Origin of the sequence: Blautia glucerasea (assembly GCF_013304385.1) — a bacterium.
Taxonomy (GTDB): Bacteria; Bacillota; Clostridia; order Lachnospirales; family Lachnospiraceae; genus Blautia_A; species Blautia_A ammoniilytica.
On the sequence record NZ_JAAITU010000039.1, the window covers coordinates 23,458 to 38,482 of the forward strand.

Here is a 15,025-nt window from a genome sequence, read left to right on the forward strand (position 1 = left end):
TTACTGATTCTGGCTCTTTGCCTTTTCCATTACATCATCAATGGTTCCGGCAAACAGGAAACAGCTTTCAGGGATCTGATCACATTCCCCGTCAAGAATCATCTTAAAGCCTCGTAATGTTTCTTTCAGCGGAACATACTGTCCCTTCATACCTGTAAACTGCTCTGCCACTGAAAAGCTTTGGGACAGGAATCTCTGCACCTTACGTGCACGGCTTACAGTCAGCTTATCCTCCTCTGACAGTTCATCCATGCCCATGATGGCAATGATATCCTGCAGTTCTTTATATCTTTGCAGCACTCTTTGCACTGCACGTGCGATCTCATAATGCTCGCTGCCTACTACCTCAGGGGAAAGGATACGGCTGGTGGAATCCAGTGGATCCACTGCAGGATAAATACCCTGACTGGCAATATCCCTGGAAAGTACGGTAGTTGCATCCAGATGGGTAAATGTGGTAGCAGGAGCCGGGTCTGTCAGGTCATCTGCCGGTACATAAACTGCCTGTACAGATGTGATAGAGCCCTTTCTTGTAGATGTGATACGTTCCTGAAGAGTACCCATCTCAGTTGCCAGTGTAGGCTGGTATCCTACTGCAGAAGGCATACGTCCCAGAAGCGCAGATACCTCGGAGCCTGCCTGTGTAAATCTGAAAATATTGTCAATAAACAGAAGCACATCCTGATTCTTAACATCACGGAAGTATTCTGCCATGGTAAGTCCGGAAAGACCTACTCTCATACGTGCTCCCGGCGGTTCATTCATCTGCCCATACACCAGGGCAGTCTTGTCAATAACGCCGCTTTCCTTCATCTCATTATAAAGGTCATTCCCCTCACGGGTACGCTCTCCTACGCCTGTAAACACAGACAGTCCGCCATGAGCAGTAGCAACATTATGGATCAATTCCATGATCAGCACAGTCTTACCCACACCTGCGCCTCCAAACAGACCGATCTTACCACCCTTTGCATAAGGGCAGATCAGGTCAACTACCTTGATACCTGTCTCCAGGATCTCTGTTGCCGGTACCTGCTCTTCATAAGCAGGCGCAGGACGATGGATCGCCCATTTTTCTTTTGTTTCCGGTGCCGGCAGATTGTCTACCGGATCACCAAGCAGGTTAAATACCCTGCCCAGACATTCTTCGCCAACCGGAACTTTAATGGGACTGCCAGTATCCACAGCTTTTGTCCCTCTTACCATTCCATCTGTGGAATTCATGGCAATGCAGCGCACGGTATCATCACCGATCTGCTGTGCCACTTCCGCAGTCAGCTTCACTCCATGATTATCAATCTCAATGGCATTCAGCAGTGCCGGCAACTGGTCATGGGCAAAACGTATGTCCAGTACCGGCCCGATCACCTGCACTACCTCGCCAATGTGTTTATCATTCATCCTATATTTACCTCCAAATTATACGCCTTCCGCACCGCCTACGATCTCTGTGATCTCCTGGGTAATGCTTGCCTGACGGGCTCTGTTGTAATGCAGATTTAGGCTTTCGATCATGTCCTGGGCATTACTGGTGGCTGATTCCATGGCATTTCGTCTGGCAGCCAGTTCACTGGCCAGACTATCACACACAGCCCCGTAGATCAGGCCTGCCAGATATTCAGGCACAATGGCATCAAATACCTGTGCTGCATCCGGCTCATACAGAATCAGATTGCGGACAGGCTCTCTTTCCCCACTGTTTCCTACAAGATCTGTCAAAGGAATGGCCGGGATGGCATCCGGTTTCTGGGCCAGCATGGAAATAAATCTGGTATAGCAAAGATCTATATGTCCAAAGCTTTCCTTTTTGAATTCTTCACAGAGAATATTGGCAATCTCGTAACAGTCTGCCACTGAAATATCTGCGATCTCCCCAAATGCATCTGTCACACAGGGGATCCCTTTTCTCTGGAAATGCTCAACAGCCTTTTTCCCTATGGGAAGGACTGTATATTCCTTTCCATGGCTTCTTTCTTCCAGGCATTTAAACAGATTTGTATTATATCCGCCGGCCAGTCCCCTGTCTCCGGCAATTACCACATAACAGTATTTGCCGCTTTTGGAACCGGCTGCATATACGGATGTAAAATCAGTATTACCTCTGGCGATCTCTTCCAGGGTCTTATGAAGAGCCTGGAAATACGGTCTGCTTACTTCCGCACGTTCTTTTGCCTTACGCAGTTTGGAGGATGCTACAAGCTCCATAGCCTTGGTAATCTGCATGGTGCTTTCCACACTTTTGATACGCAGCTTTACCGCTTTCATATTTGCAGCCATCTAAAATCCTCCTAATCATTTACCAGTTGCCGGCTTTGTATCCAGAAAGCTTTCTGTATACTGTTCCAGAACCTTTTTCAGTTCCTCTTCCGTCTCGCCCTCCAGCTTTCCGGAAGAACGGATCTTTTGCATCACTGCAACTCCCTCTGCATCATTGTCAAGACTGGTAAAAAGTCCTGCCTCGTATTCTTTTACATCTTCCACTGCAACCCGGGACAAAATACCCTTTGTTACAGCATAAAGAACAGCCACCTGCTTCTCAACAGGAACCGGTGCATTACGTCCCTGCTTCAGCACCTCCACAATACGTGCTCCCTGATCCAGACGGGCTTTTGTATCAGCATCCAGGTCAGACCCGAACTGTGCAAAGCTTTGCAGCTCCCTGTATTGGGAATAAACAAGCTTCAGAGTACCGGCAACCTTCTTCATGGCTTTGATCTGTGCGTTGCCCCCAACCCTGGATACAGAAATACCCGGATTGACTGCAGGCATGATACCGGAATGGAACAACTCTGTTTCCAGATAAATCTGTCCATCTGTAATGGAAATAACATTGGTAGGGATATATGCAGATACATCCCCGGCCTGTGTCTCAATAATAGGAAGTGCAGTCATGGAACCGCCTCCATGGGCATCATCCAGCTTCGCTGCACGCTCCAGCAGTCTGGAGTGAAGGTAGAATACATCTCCAGGATATGCCTCACGGCCTGGTGGTCTGCGGATCAGCAGGGAAAGTGCACGGTATGCCACTGCATGCTTGCTCAGGTCATCATAAATGACCAGCACATCCTTGCCTTTGTACATAAAATACTCACCCATGGCACATCCGGAATAAGGTGCGATATACTGAAGAGGACTTGCCTCTGAAGCAGTAGCCGCAACAACAATGGTGTAATCCATGGCTCCATTCTTTGACAATGTTTCCACAAGGGAAGCCACCGTAGATCTTTTCTGTCCGATGGCAACATAGATACAGATCACATCCTCACCTTTCTGGTTGATGATCGTATCTGCGGCAATGGTGGTCTTGCCTGTCTGTCTGTCACCAATGATCAGCTCTCTTTGTCCTCTTCCGATAGGTACCATGGAATCAATGGCCTTGATCCCTGTCTGAAGAGGCTGATTTACACTTTTTCTCTCGCAGATACCTGGTGCAGGACTTTCGATCGCCCTGTACTCCTCTGCTTTTATAGGACCGGCACCGTCAATGGGCTGACCAAGTGCATTGACCACTCGTCCGATCAATGCATCTCCGGCCGGTACTGACACTACCTTACCTGTACGCTTTACTGTCTGGCCTTCTCCGATCCCTGTATCATCACCGAACAATACGATGGATACGCTGTTTTCTTCCAGATTCTGTGCCATTCCATAGCTTCCGTCCTCAAATTCAAGAAGCTCTCCTGCCATACAGTTCACCAGTCCGCTGGCTCTGGCGATCCCATCACCTACCATAAGAACAGTTCCTGTTTCATTCTGCTGAATAGCATTTTCATAGTATTTAATCTGGCTTCGGATGACCTTGGTTATTTCTTCAGGTTTAAGCTGCATGTTTCCTTCCATCCTTTAAACTATGACTTCATTTAAACTATGATTTTATTTAGACTATGACTTCATTTAAACTATGATTTTATTTAGACTATGACTTCATTCAATTTCTTTGACATTTCTGACAAACGTCCCTGAACCGTTCCGTCCAGCTGTCTGCCTTCCAGCTCCACGCGAAGACCTGCTACCACTTTCGGATCTGTTTTCTGGGTGAGAAGCACCTGCTTGCCGCTGATCTTCTCAAGCTTTGTCTTCAGGGCTGCCATCTGTGTCTCATCAAGAACCACAGCACTGGTAACAAGGGCTTCTGCTATATTGTGATCCTCATTATAGCGCCTTCTGAACTCCTGACAGCAGCCGGAATACTCCCGCATAAGATCGCGCTGGCAGAGCAGCTTCAGGAAATTCACCAGATACCTTTGCGCCTGGCCTCCGAAAGCCTGCTCAAGAAGCTCTTCTCTTTTTTCTCCTGGAATGGAAGGCTCTCCCAGCAGCTTCACATACTCCGGATTCTCTCTGAAAAGCTGACGCACTTCCTCCATCTGCTCCATCAAAACGTCTGTAAGCTGTTCTTCGGCAGCAAGTTCATACAAACTGCTGCCATATAATCTGGCAGTCTGTGTCATGATGCCTCTCCTACATTCGATATAAACTCATCAATAAGCTTTGCGTGATCCTCTTCGCTGATCTCACGCTGGATCACTTTCCCGGCGATCTCCATAGCAATACCGCCGATCTCATTCTTTACTTCATTCACTGCCTTCCGTTTCTCCTGAGCAATGTCCTTCTCAGCTTTTGCCTTAATGGCGGCTGCCTGGTCTGCAGCCTCCTTCAGGATCTCCTCGCTCTGGATGGCAGCTGTTTTCTGTGCACTTGTTACGATCTGATTTGCCTTGTCCTTTGCATCCAGCATATTCTGCTCGTATTCCTGCTTCATTGCATCTGCCTCTTCCTTGGCCTTCTGGGCATCGGTAATCTGGGCATCTGCCATGGCTCTTCTTTTTTCAAGCATCTCATTGATTGGCTTGAACAGAAAACGCTTGATCAGATACATCTGGATAAAAAGATTGCAGATCTGGGCCACAAATGTCCAAGGCACAATTCCTACAAGTTCCTGTACCTGCATTTTATAACCTCCTGTCCGGTGTTGCTTTTTCGTACCTTATGCAAGGAATTTCATGAAGGTTCCAGGTGCAACGAAGATCAGGAGCAATCCTGTAACGAAACCGTAAATACCTGTAGTCTCTGCAATAGCACATCCAAGAAGCATAGTACCTGTAACATCACCTTTACACTCCGGCTGACGACCAATAGCCTCAAGTGCCTTCGCAACTGCATTACCTTCTCCAATACCAGGTCCAATACCTGCGATAAGCGCAAGACCTGCACCGATTGCACAACCTGCTAACGCAATACCTTTTGCTAAAATCTGAAAATCCATAATTCAATCCTCCTGAGTTTTATTATTTCCTGTGTTGACTTCATTTATGGCAATGCCGCTGGCATGCGGCATGTCCGTTTGATTTCTAACCTTCTTCTGCTGCATTGGCAATATACATAACAGTCAGCATACAGAAGATAAATGCCTGCATAAAGCCGGAAAACCAGTCAAAATATACAGACAGGATCGCCGGCACACCTACGTCAAGAATAGGAATCTTTGATAATACCTGTCCTACGATCCCTGGGATCAATCCAAACAACCGGGAGCTTGCCACTGCCAGTGCTGCATACAAAAGTCCGTTAATAACCACACCTGAAAGAATGTTGCCAAAATGACGGCAGGCCATACTGATAGGTGTTGCAAGTTCCGATAATACATTGAAAGGTGTCATCACCGGGATCGGTGTTGTAAAGCCTTTCAGATATCCGCCCACACCATTAGTCTTGATCTTCTGGGATGTGATCATGATAAAAACAACCACTGCCCAGGCTGCTTCTGTGGAAAGATCTGCAGTCGGACTTCTAAGGCCAACCAGACTGATCAGGTTGGACACTACACTTGTAACAAACAACGCTGCTACAAAAGGAATCATCTTCTTAAACTTTTCTCCCATATTTCCGATTACAAACTTGTTGGCAGTCTCCACCAGAAGTTCTGCAACCGCCTGACGCTTGGAGATCTTCTCCACTTTCAGGTCATGGGTGAGCCAGATGCAAAGACCTGTGATCAGGATCATCACCAGCCAGCTTACCAGCAGTGTTTCTGTGATCTGGAATTTCCCAAGAACAGGGAAATCAATGGGAAAGGTGTAAAATATCCTTCCGCCAGTTATATCTATGTCCATCTTCGTCTCTCACCTCCTGTCTTTTTAAGAATGTGCTCTTTTTAAGCATGTGCTCTTTTTAAGCATGCATAGCACGAAACAATCCATACATATCATAAACCGGAGCTGTCTTTCTTTTTTCCAAAAATGCCTGCGATCTTAATGGCTGCTCCTGGAAAAAGCAGAGGAAGAAGTCCTGCTGCAAACTGAAAATATGGTGTTGTAATGGCTACAATACACCATACCAGCTGCAAAAACATTCTCTTGGAGTAGCTGGAACGCATCACTCTCTGGGCAGCGTCCTGATTCTCCAGGGACACGATTCTCTGAACGGTAATCCCCATGGTAAAAAAGTTCAGTACTGCCACAATACCACCGCATAATCCACCCAGGATCACAGTATAATCAAAGGGTACCTTCTCAGGCATCGCCACGTGAAGGATCCCGAATACCACCCACATCAGGATCACTCCTATGGCGGTACCTGCTGCTACTTTTTCAGTCTCTTTTTTTACTGCTGGCTGGATCTTTACTCTTTCATTGCTCATATTCCTGAAATCCTTTCCATCACCTTTCCTGCATCTGCCTTCTTTCTGATCATCTTCTGATTGCTTTGACCATGTGCTGTTTTCCTTCGTCTTTGTATCCTGATTTTCCATTAGCTGTGTTTGTTAAAGGATACCTTCTGTTCCTGATCCTGCTTCTTCTCTTTCTTCATGGTGGTCCGGTAAAACTTGTAAGCTACCGTAAAGGATCCACCCAGACCGAAAAAGAATCCGGGAATGTATACCCAGCCGCCCAGACCAAAACTGGATGTAAGCCACCAGCAAAGTCCCAGCATCAAAAGGGTGGGCGTAATCAAAGAAAGGCCGAACTGAGAAACAAGACTCATATTTTTAAAAATATTTGTCAATTCTCTCATATTCCGGCCCCTTTCTTACGCATTTTTAGATATTTATCACAATGTTTAGCTTATCACAATCCCTGAAAAATAACAACTTTTTTGTTTGTACAAATTCCGTTTACTGTCTCAAATTTGTGCATTTGTCCAGGATTGTCTAATCGCATTTTGGTGTTTTTGGATTATTTTTTAGTGATTTTTCGGTACTGTTCAAACTTTTCGTCCCATACTTTCGTATCCTGTGGCATATAGTCTGCTATTTCGAATGTGGCACGAAGGATCCTGGCATTTTCTTTCTCATCTGAGATGCAGCCCAGTGACTTCAGCTGTACCATAGCATTGCCAACTGCAGTGGCCTCAATAGGACCTGCAACCACCTTCTTACCTGTAGCATTTGCAATAAACTGGCAAAACAAACGATCCCGTACTGCACCGCCAAGGAAATGTACTGTATCCATCCTCTTACCTGTAATCGCTTCCAGATCATGGATCGCCTGACGATACTGGAAAGCCAGAGACTCGATCACTGTCCTGTAAAATTCTCCCTGTCCCTTAGGCGGCTCCTGTCCTGTCTTCTCACAGTATTGCCGGATAGCAGCTTCCATATCCACAGGTGCAATAAATAATTCATCGTCCACATCCAGGAAGGCAGTAAAAGGCTTTGCTTTTGCAGCAGCATCCAGAAGGAATCCGTAATCTGTATCCTTCCCTTTTCTTTCCCAGCTTTTACGAAGCTCCTGAACCAGCCACATCCCCATAATAGTATTGACCAGCTTGATCTTCCCATAGGCTGCGCCTTCATTGGAATAATTCTGTTCAAAAACTTCCCTGGTGATCACAGGCTCATCTATGATGGAGCCGATAATGGACCATGTGCCTGAATTAATAAAAATATAGTCTTCTGTTTCTGCAGGAACAGCATGTGCTGCGGAAGCAGAGTCATGCTGTGCAGCAGCGATCAGCGGAACAGGTGCCTGCCCTTCCCGTCCGATCAGCTGAGCAACAACCGGGCTAAGATACCCCTTCACTTCACCGGTCATAAGAACCTTAGGAAATACGGATCTGTCCATACCCAGTTCCTTCAGGATCTTCTCTGACCAGTCCTTCTTCTTCACATCATACATCTGCGTGGTAGCAGCGCTTGTATATTCTATATTCTTCTGCCCTGTAAGCAGAAATCCCAGTACATCCGGGATCATCAGGAAGGTACGTCCATCCCTCAGGATCCTTGGATTTCTCTTCTTCAGGCCCAGCAGCTGGTAAACCGTGTTATACCACATATCCTGAACTCCGGTCTCTTCAAACAGAACGCCTTTCCCGAAAATGTGCTCTGCTTCCTCGATCATCCCGGAAGACTGATCATCCCTGTAATGGAATGGGTTCCCAACCATCTCATCAGCCCCATCCAGCATAGCAAAGTCCACTCCCCAGGTATCCAGTCCGATGGCATCAATACTCTCCAGTTCCTGATTTGCTTTTCTAAGGCCTGTAATAATCTCATGAAAAATATGCAGCACATCTGTATAAAATCTGTCACCTGCGTGAATCCCCTCATTTGGGAATCTGTAAATCTCCTTCATATCAAGCTTCCCATCCTGTAAAGTTACCCCGATCAGTCTGCCGCTTGATGCCCCCAGGTCAATAGCGATCACCGTTTTTGCTCCCATGTCAAATTTTACCTCCCAAGCCCCAATTTATTGTGAATAATCACTAATTTTCTATTATTCTATCATACTTTAGCTGTGCATTCAATCGATTGACCATTTTTTAAAAATTAAAAAACTGTGAAATCTATAGACGTAAATTTGAAAAAGTGTATAATAAAAAAGAAATTTCGGTTACTGTGGATTTTTAGTCCATCATCAATGATATTTAACACCAAAAGGAGACGAAACCAATGAAAAAAATGGCATCTGCTTCTATTGCCATCCTGTCTGTTTCCGCCTTGTTCCTGGCACTGGGCAATCATTCCCTGCAGCCCGTTACTGGCCCTATCAAAGTCAAAGCCCAGGACAAAGCCTTAGATTCGAACAGCGAAGAACAGGCTCCACTACTCTCTCAGATTGATACCTCTTCAAAGATTCAGCCTGGTGCGAAGATTGCTGTAGTAAGTAAATCCAAAAAAGGCCAGTTCTGGAGCCTTGTACAAAAAGGCATGGAACAGGCTGTATCTGACGTAAATGAAGCATATAATTTTGAAAAAGACGATAAGATCACGATGACCTTTGAAGGATCCTCTGATGAGACAGATGTGGAGAGCCAGGTAAATACCCTGGATGCTGTTATTGCTGAGAATCCGGACGTGGTATGTGTATCTGCCGGAGACAGCGAATCCTGCCAGGCCCAGTTGGAATCAGCCAGAGATAACGGGATCCCGGTTGTGACCTTTGACTCTGATGTATCCAGCGAGGATCTTGTTTCTGCCTACTGTGGCACTGACAATCAAAAGCTGGGGGATATCGCAGCAAAGCGTATGGCCCATTACCTGAGCAATCATGGAACAGTAGCAGTTTTTTCTCCACAAGAGAAGACCTTAAGCAGTAAATCCAGAGTAGAGGCCTTCCAGGAGAGTATTGCAGATTATCCTGGTATTGAAGTAGTACAGGTGATCTATTCTGACCAGGTAGATGATATGGAGGCAGCCATTAAGGGCGTACTGGAGATTTATCCTAAGCTGGACGGTATTTTCTGTACGAACGGTGATATTTCTGATCTATGCCTGTCTCTTGTGCAGGACGCAGGCCGTGATTCCATCATTTTTATTGGCACAGATGCCACATCAGCCCAACAGGATGCTATCCGTGATGGTGCTGAGGTGGGCACCCTTTCCCAAAAGCCTTATGAGATTGGATATCAGACCATCCTTGCAGCACTCCAGACTACCACTGAAGATTCATTTTCCAGCAAACAGACCACTCTTTTTGATCCAGCCTGGATTGATACCACCGCTTTGGATGATCCCTATTACGCTGACTACATCTATGAGTAGATCACCAAGGATAGCTGGCTTCTGCAAAGTATATAAGAATTTTGCCCTGTTATAGTGATTTTTTTAGAGGGAGAAGCTCTTAAAGGCTTCTCCCTTTGGTTTTACCTTAAAATGCATTTTCTTTCTGCTTCCAGGATATAAGAAAGTAAGACTGCAGGCGCAAAGCCCAAGTGCTGTATCTGTAGTTCCACCATACTTCTGATCCCCTGTAAGCGGCATTCCTGCATGTGCCATTTGCACCCGGATCTGATGATGTCTTCCTGTATCCAGTTTGATTTTTATGAGAAAGCGTTCTGTTTCTTCATGGATCACCTGATATGAAAGCCTGGCCTTTTTTGCTCCTGGTGTGCCTTCGGCTACAACTGCGGACATATTGGTACGTCCGTCTTTTTTCAGATAATCTTCCAGTATCCCCTCTTCTTTTTCCGGCTTTTCTTTTGTCACTGCCAGATATATTTTTTCCATCTGTCCGCCTAAAATCTGCCTGCTCAGTTCTTTTGCAGCAAAGGGTGTATGTGCAAATACAAGAATCCCTTCTACTGGCTGATCCAGCCTGTGTACAATCCCCAGATAAGGCATTTTGCCAGGTTCTTTCTTATACAGATAATTTTTCAATGCACTTTCCATGTCTGCTGATCCGATCCGTGCATTCTGCACTGCCAGTCCTGCCGGTTTATGGCATACAATAATATTTTTATCTTCATAGAGAATATAGTCTTCAATCTTTCCGCTCCACATGATCGTTCTCCTTAAGTATTTCGCATATGAATAAATATGATGTTTTATTATATCCTTACTTCTTCTTCCTTACAACACCAAAACACAAAACGAGACGGTCACCATTTTCCTATAATATAAAATGATGACCGTCTCAAAAATCTTCGTTATTCAATTTTTCTTCCTCTTTAGATCATTTACAATGTAACTTCTATGGTATATCTCTTAGGATATCTATTGTTTATTGATATGTTCTGTTACGATTGTCTGGATTGAAAGGTTCTCTATTCAGTTTTATTCTTTACGTGTTCTTCTTTGATTTCCTGCTCATAAACGATATGATCTTTATCATTCGGTTTATTTAGAAAGTTCTATAGATTTGGGATTATAATTTCACGGATTATAATCTGTTGGTCGTATGTAATCATACTTCTGATGCAAAGCTTCAATTCATATCTAAAATTTATAAAATACGAGTTTTAAAATATTCTGTTTATACCTTAAAATTATAAAATACAAAACTCAAAATATCTTGTTCATATCTTAAAAAAATAAAATATAAAATTCAAAATACTCTGTTCATATTTTAAAATCATAAATATGGATTTCAAAATATCCTGTCTATCTGTCAGCAACTTCCTATGCTATGAAGCGCTCTCCTTATATGGACTGCAGATAGTGGTTATACTTTCATGGATGTTGTTTCTTTACACAACTCCCTGATCTTTGTATCAGTTCTGTGATGGATATTCAATATAAGAAATCGTTTCTATAATTACCTGTGATACATATTAATTCGGGATATGTTCTTCTCCGATTCTCTTTATTACTTACTGCGTATCAGGTCTTTCTTGCAGGAAATACGATTCCCATCACTCTTATATTGATCTGAATACTTACGTTCCCACTGGACTCACCCTGCCTTTCCAAGATTACTTTTTCATCCTTTTCATGTAACATCTATATACTATGAATTGAATGAATGTCTTTGTTTCAGATAACCTTCTCTGTTATCTTTTGTTTTCTCGTCTTCTTTTTGATGAGTTTATATTACCACCGCCGCTTTTATTTGTCAATACTTTTCTGCATTTTCTTTCGTATTTTTCGTTTTCTTTCTTATTTCAATGTTCTTTTTTGTTTATTTGTTTTTATTTTTTATATTATTCAGACAATTCATTTTTTACTTTGTATTCATTAAAAAGAATATGATCACAATGTGCATCACCAATGTTAGCGGAACCCCTACTGTAAAGTAATCTTTTCGGGTTTTATGCCGAAAAAGATACATTGCCAGCCAAGCACCTATTGAACCTCCTGCAAATGAAAGTCCCAGCAATGTGACGATCCTTATTCTGGATCTGTGCTCAATTGCTGCTATTTTATCCATCGCAAAAGCAGCAAAAGTAACAATATTTATCACGATCAGATAAAAGGACAGCATTTCATTTCTTTTAAAGAAATCCCAAAATGAGAACGTAATATGATCTGCCAGATTTTCTTTTACGATCAGCAGCAAAATGATTTGTATAACAAATATGCATGCTACAAAGATTCTGGACATCATATTTTCTTTATGGGATTTTCTATCAAAAATAAGAATAGCCGCTATAATGCCTGCCGACCCTCCTAATAGCGATACAATGGTTAGTAAGGCGTCGATCTGGCCTGTGGCAGTATGGTCATAAAGCAGCTTATTAATAAGAAAAACCATCAAACCAACCACATTAATTACAACAAGATAATATTCAAATGCTCCCAATTTCATTCTCCCCGTCATTAGCTAATAGTAAAAAGACTGCCAGAATTCCTGATGCAGAACCTGGCAGCCATTCTTATCCGGGATTTCTCCCTTTTATTTACGATTGTAATTGATCAGGCATCCCTTCAGGATGATCTCACGTTCATCATCCGTCAATTCTCCTAAAGTCACTTCAAATTTCTGAAGACCGCTCTCTTTTACAACATATCCGGTGATCACATCTGCCTTTTCGGCAACTGCTTTCTGGATACCGGGGAAGAACAGATAATCTCCATTTGCAAATGGCAGCTCGCCTTCTTTGATCAGGAAAGGAAGCATTCCCCAGTTGATCAAATTGGAGCGGTAACGCTTGGTAGCATACTCATTGGCAATGTTTGCCCATCCCCCCAGTACCTTCTGACAGGATGCAGCCTGCTCACGGGCAGATCCATCTCCCGGCTTCACAGCAAAAATCGTGCTTCCAACGCCCAGGTTGCCCTTTCCGGCATCTGGAAATTCTTTCTGGATGGTTTCCATCACAGGCTTTAACTCAGGAAGTGCTGTGAGAGGACATTCTCCTGCCTGGATCGCTTTCTGTGCCTTCTGTACCTCTTTGGCACGGCCTACATACGCAGGATCCTTACGGGAAAGCGTAAACTCAGCAAGCCCAAGCGGATTGGATCTGTAGGAAGACGTCTCGCCAGAAGGAATCAACTCATCCGTTGTTGTAACAGGATCATGGATCTCAGAAACAACCTTCAGTACAAGATTCTCTGCAAGAGGTGCCATTTCCGGCCAGTCTTTAATATTCGGTCCAAACTGGATCTCTACAGACGGATCCGCAACACCCTTGCTGTCGAATACACGGTTCTCATAAATTGTCTTATCAAAGAAATATTTCTGGCCTGTATATCCACCGGTATATTCCTCTGCAGATGTAAGGAAGCCTTTATTTGCTGCCGTAGCCGCAATAGATCTGGCATCCATAAGAGCAACAGAAGAAATCTGGCCATTCTGGATCTTAGATCCTTCACGGTTCGGGAAATTCCTGGTAGTGTGACGGATACTGAATGCATTATTTGCAGGTGTGTCACCAGCGCCAAAGCAAGGTCCGCAGAATGCAGTCTTAACAACAGCACCTGTTTCCAGAAGGCTTGCCAACACTCCATTTTTGGCAAGTTCCATATAGATTGGCGTACTTGCCGGATAAACACTTAAAGTAAAGGCATCATAACCAATACTGCTGCCCTTCAGGATATCTGCTGCTGCACAGATATTTTCAAATCCGCCGCCTGCACATCCAGCAATGATCCCCTGATCTACGTAAAGCCTTCCATCCTTTACTTTATCTCTTAAAGTATACGGAACCTTACCATCAAGGCTTACCAGGGCTTTCTTCTCCACATCTGCCAAAATATCATCCAGATTGGCATTCAATTCATCAATGGTATATGTATTACTCGGATGGAACGGCATAGCGATCATAGGCTTGATCTCTGAAAGATCGATCTCCACACATCCGTCATAGTATGCCACTGCACCTGGCTTCAGTTCTTTATAATCAGACTCTCTGCCATGGATCTCATAAAACTCATGGATCTTCTCATCTGTCTGCCAGATAGAAGAAAGACAGGTAGTCTCGGTGGTCATAACATCTACGCCAATACGGAAGTCTGCACTTAAATTCTGGACGCCAGGTCCTACAAACTCCATAACCTTATTCTTAACATAACCATTGGCAAATACTTTGCCAATGATAGCAAGCGCCACATCCTGGGGACCTACTCCCGGACGGGGAGTTCCTTTCAGATAAATAGCAACCACACCTGGCATATTGATATCATATGTCTGGGAAAGCAGCTGTTTTACAAGCTCAGGTCCGCCCTCTCCCATAGCCATGGTTCCAAGTGCTCCATAACGGGTATGACTGTCAGATCCAAGGATCATCTTACCGCAGGCTGCAAGCATCTCTCTTGCAAACTGATGGATAACCGCCTGATGGGGCGGTACATATACACCACCGTATTTCTTGGCACAGGTAAGTCCAAACATATGGTCATCTTCGTTAATGGTGCCTCCTACTGCACAAAGGGAATTATGACAGTTGGTCAGCACATAAGGAACCGGAAATCTTTCAAGTCCTGATGCACGTGCAGTCTGGATGATCCCCACAAAAGTAATATCATGGGAAGTAAGTTTGTCAAATTTGATCTGGAGCTTCTCCATATTACCGGAGGTATTGTGTGCTTCCAGAATTGAGTAAGCAATGGTATTTTTTGCAGCTTCTTCTTTGGAAACCGGAAAATCTGCCTGTCCTGCCGGAATGATGTCATGTCCATTCTGCAGATATACACCTGTATCGTATAATTTCATAATCCCTTTCTCCTCATTTCAGTTTTTTAAACTAGTACATCGAATATTAAGTTTCGATGTACTAGTATAGTGAAACAGTCAATGCTGTTCACCTGATTAAAGCCTATTATAAAATAAAATTTTCCTGACTGCAAGACTTAGGTTAGCAGAGTAAGATGTTCCTAAAATGAAACTTTAAATTCCACCGCCCGCTTATGCGGTGGAATTTACTCTAA

Annotated in this window: 14 protein-coding genes; 1 reads left to right on the top strand and 13 read right to left on the bottom strand. The window is 44.1% G+C overall.

Annotated features, from left to right (window positions below):
• The 10 genes from atpD to G5B11_RS14155 all read right to left on the bottom strand — a co-directional run bounded on the left by atpD (position 1) and on the right by G5B11_RS14155 (position 8,660).
• Positions 1 to 1,401, bottom strand: coding sequence for a F0F1 ATP synthase subunit beta (atpD, locus tag G5B11_RS14110; protein WP_158421166.1), 1,401 nt, complete (start codon positions 1,399 to 1,401; stop codon positions 1 to 3).
• Between the two features lie 18 nt (positions 1,402 to 1,419).
• Positions 1,420 to 2,277: an ATP synthase F1 subunit gamma gene (gene atpG, locus G5B11_RS14115; RefSeq protein ID WP_173728764.1), complete on the bottom strand. Its 858-nt coding sequence runs from the start codon at positions 2,275 to 2,277 to the stop codon at positions 1,420 to 1,422.
• A 15-nt stretch (positions 2,278 to 2,292) separates the two neighbouring features.
• Positions 2,293 to 3,828 (bottom strand): F0F1 ATP synthase subunit alpha, encoded by a 1,536-nt coding sequence (atpA, locus tag G5B11_RS14120; RefSeq protein ID WP_173728766.1) that lies wholly within the window; start codon positions 3,826 to 3,828, stop codon positions 2,293 to 2,295.
• Positions 3,829 to 3,911: 83 nt separating this feature from the next.
• Positions 3,912 to 4,451, bottom strand: coding sequence for an ATP synthase F1 subunit delta (gene atpH / locus G5B11_RS14125; RefSeq protein ID WP_158421169.1), 540 nt, complete (start codon positions 4,449 to 4,451; stop codon positions 3,912 to 3,914).
• Positions 4,448 to 4,951, bottom strand: coding sequence for a F0F1 ATP synthase subunit B (atpF, locus tag G5B11_RS14130; RefSeq protein ID WP_173728768.1), 504 nt, complete (start codon positions 4,949 to 4,951; stop codon positions 4,448 to 4,450). Before atpF ends, atpH begins: the two co-directional genes overlap by 4 nt.
• A gap of 36 nt (positions 4,952 to 4,987) precedes the next feature.
• Positions 4,988 to 5,269, bottom strand: a complete 282-nt coding sequence (atpE, locus tag G5B11_RS14135) for an ATP synthase F0 subunit C (protein WP_158421171.1) — start codon at positions 5,267 to 5,269, stop codon at positions 4,988 to 4,990.
• A gap of 82 nt (positions 5,270 to 5,351) precedes the next feature.
• Positions 5,352 to 6,113, bottom strand: coding sequence for a F0F1 ATP synthase subunit A (locus G5B11_RS14140; RefSeq protein WP_173728770.1), 762 nt, complete (start codon positions 6,111 to 6,113; stop codon positions 5,352 to 5,354).
• 92 nt (positions 6,114 to 6,205) lie between these two features.
• Positions 6,206 to 6,751 (bottom strand): ATP synthase subunit I, encoded by a 546-nt coding sequence (locus G5B11_RS14145; RefSeq protein WP_244093023.1) that lies wholly within the window; start codon positions 6,749 to 6,751, stop codon positions 6,206 to 6,208.
• Positions 6,751 to 7,014: an AtpZ/AtpI family protein gene (locus tag G5B11_RS14150; protein WP_158421173.1), complete on the bottom strand. Its 264-nt coding sequence runs from the start codon at positions 7,012 to 7,014 to the stop codon at positions 6,751 to 6,753. Before G5B11_RS14150 ends, G5B11_RS14145 begins: the two co-directional genes overlap by 1 nt.
• 161 nt (positions 7,015 to 7,175) lie before the next feature.
• A complete protein-coding gene (locus tag G5B11_RS14155) occupies positions 7,176 to 8,660 on the bottom strand; it encodes a rhamnulokinase (protein WP_173728772.1) in 1,485 nt (494 codons plus the stop codon).
• Positions 8,661 to 8,890: 230 nt separating this feature from the next.
• Here G5B11_RS14155 and G5B11_RS14160 point away from each other — a divergent pair, with 230 nt between their 5' ends.
• On the top strand, positions 8,891 to 9,982 hold the full coding sequence (locus G5B11_RS14160) for a substrate-binding domain-containing protein (RefSeq protein ID WP_173728774.1): 1,092 nt from the start codon (positions 8,891 to 8,893) through the stop codon (positions 9,980 to 9,982).
• A 63-nt stretch (positions 9,983 to 10,045) separates the two neighbouring features.
• On the opposite strand, the gene G5B11_RS14165 is transcribed toward G5B11_RS14160, so the two are convergent.
• The 3 genes from G5B11_RS14165 to G5B11_RS14175 form a co-directional block, all read right to left on the bottom strand.
• On the bottom strand, positions 10,046 to 10,720 hold the full coding sequence (locus G5B11_RS14165; protein WP_173728775.1) for an RluA family pseudouridine synthase: 675 nt from the start codon (positions 10,718 to 10,720) through the stop codon (positions 10,046 to 10,048).
• Between the two features lie 1,159 nt (positions 10,721 to 11,879).
• Complete coding sequence (locus tag G5B11_RS14170; RefSeq protein ID WP_173728778.1) at positions 11,880 to 12,464, bottom strand: DUF1294 domain-containing protein; 585 nt, start codon at positions 12,462 to 12,464, stop codon at positions 11,880 to 11,882.
• Between the two features lie 87 nt (positions 12,465 to 12,551).
• Positions 12,552 to 14,810, bottom strand: a complete 2,259-nt coding sequence (locus G5B11_RS14175) for a hydratase (protein ID WP_173728779.1) — start codon at positions 14,808 to 14,810, stop codon at positions 12,552 to 12,554.
• Positions 14,811 to 15,025: the final 215 nt, after the last annotated feature.

Bases quoted from the DNA above. Each gene is read 5' to 3' on its own strand.
- atpD (WP_158421166.1), bottom strand. From the start codon at position 1,401: ATGAATGATAAACACATTGGCGAGGTAGTGCAGGTGATCGGGCCGGTA.
- atpG (WP_173728764.1), bottom strand. From the start codon at position 2,277: ATGGCTGCAAATATGAAAGCGGTAAAGCTGCGTATCAAAAGTGTGGAA.
- atpA (WP_173728766.1), bottom strand. From the start codon at position 3,828: ATGCAGCTTAAACCTGAAGAAATAACCAAGGTCATCCGAAGCCAGATT.
- atpH (WP_158421169.1), bottom strand. From the start codon at position 4,451: ATGACACAGACTGCCAGATTATATGGCAGCAGTTTGTATGAACTTGCT.
- atpF (WP_173728768.1), bottom strand. From the start codon at position 4,951: ATGCAGGTACAGGAACTTGTAGGAATTGTGCCTTGGACATTTGTGGCC.
- G5B11_RS14140 (WP_173728770.1), bottom strand. From the start codon at position 6,113: ATGGACATAGATATAACTGGCGGAAGGATATTTTACACCTTTCCCATT.
- G5B11_RS14145 (WP_244093023.1), bottom strand. From the start codon at position 6,751: ATGGAAAATCAGGATACAAAGACGAAGGAAAACAGCACATGGTCAAAG.
- G5B11_RS14150 (WP_158421173.1), bottom strand. From the start codon at position 7,014: ATGAGAGAATTGACAAATATTTTTAAAAATATGAGTCTTGTTTCTCAG.
- G5B11_RS14155 (WP_173728772.1), bottom strand. From the start codon at position 8,660: ATGGGAGCAAAAACGGTGATCGCTATTGACCTGGGGGCATCAAGCGGC.
- G5B11_RS14160 (WP_173728774.1), top strand. From the start codon at position 8,891: ATGAAAAAAATGGCATCTGCTTCTATTGCCATCCTGTCTGTTTCCGCC.
- G5B11_RS14165 (WP_173728775.1), bottom strand. From the start codon at position 10,720: ATGTGGAGCGGAAAGATTGAAGACTATATTCTCTATGAAGATAAAAAT.
- G5B11_RS14170 (WP_173728778.1), bottom strand. From the start codon at position 12,464: ATGAAATTGGGAGCATTTGAATATTATCTTGTTGTAATTAATGTGGTT.
- G5B11_RS14175 (WP_173728779.1), bottom strand. From the start codon at position 14,810: ATGAAATTATACGATACAGGTGTATATCTGCAGAATGGACATGACATC.